Genomic DNA, 4,394 nt, shown 5'->3' with positions numbered 1-4,394 from the left:
CTCCTTCAGTCTGCGCTGCATGGCTATACGAAAGCATTGAGCGTCGATTCGCTTGTCGAACCCGATGACTATGTCATCTGCGTATCTGACCATGACCACATTGCCTGTGGCATGGCGGCGTCGCCACTGATGCGCCCACAGATCGAAGACATAGTGGAGGTAGATGTTTGCCAGCAGCGGCGAGATAACCGCACCCTGTGGGGTGCCTTCCTCCGATGCCCGCCATTCTCCTTCCTCTGAGGTCCCGGCTGTGAGCCACTTTCGTATGAGCCTGATTACCCTCTGGTCGCCGATTCTGTGTTCTATGAACCTGATTAGCCATTCATGGCTTACCTTGTCGAAGAACTGACTGATATCGGCATCCAGTACCCAGTTTACATTGGTCCGAACCAGCCCTGTGGCCAGTGCGTCCAGCGCATTGTGCTGGCTTCGCCCGGGTCTGAACCCGTATGAAAACCCCATAAAGTCATTTTCGTAGACTGCATTCAGGATCTTAACCAGCGCATACTGGACGATTTTGTCCTCCAGTGAGGCGATGCCGAGCGGGCGCTGTTTTCCATCCGCTTTCGGGATGTAGTGCCGCCTGCCGGGCTGAGCCCTGTAACTGCCCTGATGAAGCCTCCGGTGCAGATCTGCTATGTTGACCTTCAGGTTTTCGGCGTAGTCCTTCCACCTGACACCATCAACTCCGGCAGCCGCTTTCCTGCTCAGGGAGAGGAATGCGTTCTCCAGTGCCTCTGCTGTCAGGAGGTGGAACAATGCGGTAAACCGTTCTTTCTTCCGCTGCTTCGCAGCTTCCCGCACGCGTGACAGCCTCTGTGACATACTTTCCCGGCTCTGCGTCCGGCGCATGTGTGGCTGTTCCGCGTTTCCCTTGGCCCCGCTCCTTCGCTCCACTGACTCCGCTCCTTGCGGATTGTTCGCCAGCTTCGCAGCTACTATGAGCAAGTCCGACTTCTCCTCTCCGTACATCACCGGCTTCGGCTCCTCGCCTTCCCGGTGCGGGCCATCTCCGGCACTGGCAGATGGTCAGAGGGGAGATCTCCCGGTTCCCGCGTAAAGATCGTATTGACATGCCAGGGTCTCAGACCCCGCCGGGTCCATATGGCACTCGCAGTAACGCACCCTATGATGTTGCCTTCCGTAAACAGTACAACGTCGGCACCCGGGAATTTAATATACATTTCGTGGCTCAATGGCTGGCCTGTCAACACCCCTGTCAACGCTTCGCCCCATACCTCACGGTATACAACGCATGACTCAGGGACCCTGTGGATTGCTGGTCCTTCAATGGTCGGGGACTTTCACCCCTTGATCTTTACCGGTCTCCCGGCGCACACTGTATATATATACAGTTTCAAGCGAGGGGAAAATACGATGAAGTTCATTCCTGCAGTATCAGAAGCCAGCATAGTAAAAATTCCTTTGTTCACAGAGCGATGCCCTGCGGGTTTTCCGTCACCGGCTGCGGACTACACTGAGTCTGAACTGGATCTGAATGAGTACTGCATTCACCGGCGCCACTCCACCTATTTTGTCAGGGCGATTGGCAACTCAATGACTGATATTGGCCTCTATTCCGGCGATCTGATGGTCGTGGATAAAGCAGAACAGCCGCGGCACGGGGATATTGTTATCGCGGAAATTGAGGGTGAATTTACGGTAAAACGCCTGCTTCTGACGCCACGGCCGGCCTTGCAGGCGATGAACCCGGACTTCCCTTCCCTGTACCCGGATCCGGAAACGCTGCAAATTTTCGGTGTGGTGACGGCCTTCATTCATAAAACCCGGGGGACAGACTGATGTTCGCCCTGGCCGACGTCAACTCCTTCTACGCCAGTTGCGAGAGGGTTTTCAGGCCGGATTTGCGCGGAAAACCGGTCGTCGTTCTCAGTAACAACGATGGCTGCGTTATTGCCCGGAGTGCTGAAGCCAAACGGCTGGGTATAAAGATGGGAACCCCCTGGTTCCAGCTCAAAGAGGCGCAGTTTCCTGAAAAACTGTACGTTTTTTCCAGCAATTACGAGCTCTACGCTAGCCTGAGTAACCGCGTGGTCGCCCTGCTGGAGGAGCTGTCTCCCCGCGTCGAACAATACTCGATAGACGAATGTTTCCTGGATGCCCGGGGAATTGGCCAATGTATGGATCTGGAGGATTTTGGCAGGCAGTTGCGTGGGCACGTTCTCAGTGGAACCGGACTGACGATCGGTGTCGGCTGCGGCGCCACAAAACACTGGCCAAATCGGCGCAGTGGGCGTCAAAGGAATGGCCACAATTCAGGGGGGTGCTGGCGCTGTCGCCCGATAATCCACGCAGGACGGCAAAATTACTCAGCCTGCAGCCGGTGGAAGAAATATGGGGCGTGGGGAACCGGATAGCGAAAAAGCTGCACGTTATGGGGATCACCACCGCCCTGCAGCTGTCGCTGACGAACCCCGCGTTTATCCGCAAAAACTTCAACGTAGTGCTGGAGCGCACGGTACGTGAGCTGAACGGCGAGAGTTGCATTTCACTGGAGGAAGCGCCGCCGCCGAAACAGCAGATTGTCTGCAGTCGCAGCTTCGGGCAGCGGATCACCACCTATGAAGAAATGCGCCAGGCCGTCTGCCAGTACGCCGAGCGCGCAGCAGAAAAGTTGCGAGGTGAGCGGCAGTACTGCCGGCATATCAGCATCTTCATCAAAACCTCCCCTTTTGCGGTTAATGAACCGTACTACGGTAACGTGGCCACTGAGAAACTGAACACCCCTACCCGTGACACCCGGGACATTATAGCGGCAGCGGTCAGGTCTCTGGACAGGATCTGGCTCGATGGCCACCGCTACGCAAAAGCGGGGATAATGCTCAATGATTTCAGCCCGAACGGCGTTGCACAGCTGAATCTGTTCGATGACGTGCAGCCACGGCCGCACAGCGATGCGCTGATGAAGGTGCTCGACGGTATTAATCATTCCGGACTCGGGAAAGTCTGGTTTGCCGGACGGGGTATTGCGCCGGACTGGCAGATGAAACGGGAGATGCTGTCACCGGCATATACCACCCGCTGGAAGGAGCTGCCGGTTGCCCGTTTCTGACCGTTGAAATGACAGAAGGGACTTGCCGCCAGAGCTTACTTTACCGATCATACAGATGACTTGTCTCAGGGGGGAACCATGACAAACATCATTCTGTGTGATGTGACTGCCAGCGTCAGCGAACTTAAAAACGATCCGGTGGCCACCGCCAGTGCCGGCGGCGGCTACCCGGTCGCGATTATTGACCGCAACCGCCCTGTTTTTTATTGTGTGCCCGCGGCTCTGTATGAACAAATGCTCGATGCGCTGGACGAAAAAGACCTGGTGCAATTGATCACAGAACGTCAAAACCAGCCGCTGCGTGGAGTGGATCTCAATCAGTATCTGTGATGTGCTCCGGTGCGAGGAGCAAGGAATGTATTAAATCAATGTTAAGGAACAATATGGGTAGCAAAATCGCAGGTGTGGTTTTCTTATTCTTCACTGTCTGGGGAATGGCTTCAGTGATTGAATTGCAGTACTGGCGTAACGCTGATACCTATCCTGTCTGGCTGACAAAACATCTCCGGATCTCTCCCGAAAATAACGAAAAGAGCCTGATAAGGATAGGAATGGAAACCTTTGACAAGGTATGTGGTGATAACAGGGGCCTCCTTGCCGTCACCCAAAAACATAACGGTATGTTTATGCGCTGTGATGATTCCCCCGGATTTTTTTCATGGTTCAGCGGCGTTTACAAAGTCAGTTAATCAGATAACGTGTTGGACTTTCAATATGTTACCCACACGGTTATCCCCCGTTACTGTGGATAATCAATATATTGTGTCTCAGACAGCTGCTTTTTCTACCATATGTTGTGTCCCTGATATCCCCTCGGACGGCGTGACAAACGACATCACACTGGAGACGCTGATGACGGGACCATGTTCATCCAGGGTCGTAAGAACGGCCGGGACTGGTTACCGGCCGGACGAAGGACCGGCCAACGCGCAGCGGCGGCAGCTGGTTTTAAAAATGCTGGCGGAAATTTAAAATTAAGCCGCACACCCCGCGAAATTTTGCAAATTTCACTCAACATGCTTCGTTCAGATCCCAACAGAGCTTTCACCATCACCTGTAATAGCCGCCCTGCTGCGTGATTACTCCGCTCAACAGGTTGCTGGCGACAAGCCAATACCTGTTCGTGACAGGCATTGCTTAACCGTTGTCCCAAACTAATAATGTGCCGACGATGCAGGTGGGACCGTGCTCCCAGGCAGATTACCTGACCGACGATGCAGGTGGGACCGTGGTCCCAGGCAGATTACCTGACCGACGACGCAGGTGGGACCGTGGTCCCAGGCAGATAAGCTGACAGACGATGCAGGTGGGACCGTGGTCC

4 protein-coding genes and 1 pseudogene are annotated in these 4,394 nt (G+C 54.6%); 4 read left to right on the top strand and 1 reads right to left on the bottom strand.

Going from position 1 to position 4,394, the window contains the following annotated elements:
- Window positions 1-975 (bottom strand): reverse transcriptase domain-containing protein (locus CDA56_RS25155; RefSeq protein WP_242446372.1); only part of this gene is annotated, 975 nt, incomplete at its 3' end.
- Window positions 976-1,377: 402 nt separating this feature from the next.
- On the opposite strand from CDA56_RS25155, the gene umuD reads away from it, so the two are divergent.
- The 4 genes and pseudogenes from umuD (at window position 1,378) to CDA56_RS25130 (ending at window position 3,762) form a co-directional block, all read left to right on the top strand.
- Entirely contained in the window at window positions 1,378-1,803 is a 426-nt protein-coding gene (gene umuD, locus CDA56_RS25145) for a translesion error-prone DNA polymerase V autoproteolytic subunit (RefSeq protein ID WP_009309980.1), read from the top strand.
- A pseudogene (locus tag CDA56_RS25140) lies at window positions 1,803-3,073 on the top strand (Y-family DNA polymerase). Before umuD ends, CDA56_RS25140 begins: the two are co-directional and overlap by 1 nt.
- Before the next feature lie 78 nt (window positions 3,074-3,151).
- Window positions 3,152-3,403 carry a type II toxin-antitoxin system Phd/YefM family antitoxin gene (locus tag CDA56_RS25135; protein WP_047368872.1) on the top strand — a complete coding sequence of 84 codons (252 nt, stop codon included), beginning with the start codon at window positions 3,152-3,154 and terminating at the stop codon, window positions 3,401-3,403.
- A gap of 53 nt (window positions 3,404-3,456) precedes the next feature.
- The gene (locus CDA56_RS25130; protein ID WP_047368871.1) at window positions 3,457-3,762 is read left to right on the top strand and encodes a hypothetical protein; all 306 of its coding nucleotides are present in this window, start codon (window positions 3,457-3,459) and stop codon (window positions 3,760-3,762) included.
- The last annotated feature ends 632 nt before the right edge of the window (window positions 3,763-4,394 follow it).

Origin of the sequence: Klebsiella michiganensis (assembly GCF_002925905.1) — a bacterium.
Classification (GTDB): Bacteria; Pseudomonadota; Gammaproteobacteria; order Enterobacterales; family Enterobacteriaceae; genus Klebsiella; species Klebsiella michiganensis.
This window is presented reverse-complemented; position numbering and strand designations above follow the sequence as displayed.

Excerpts from the sequence above, each read along its gene's own strand:
- CDA56_RS25130 (WP_047368871.1), top strand. The coding sequence starts at position 3,457 with ATGGGTAGCAAAATCGCAGGTGTGGTTTTCTTATTCTTCACTGTCTGG.
- umuD (WP_009309980.1), top strand. The coding sequence starts at position 1,378 with ATGAAGTTCATTCCTGCAGTATCAGAAGCCAGCATAGTAAAAATTCCT.
- CDA56_RS25135 (WP_047368872.1), top strand. The coding sequence starts at position 3,152 with ATGACAAACATCATTCTGTGTGATGTGACTGCCAGCGTCAGCGAACTT.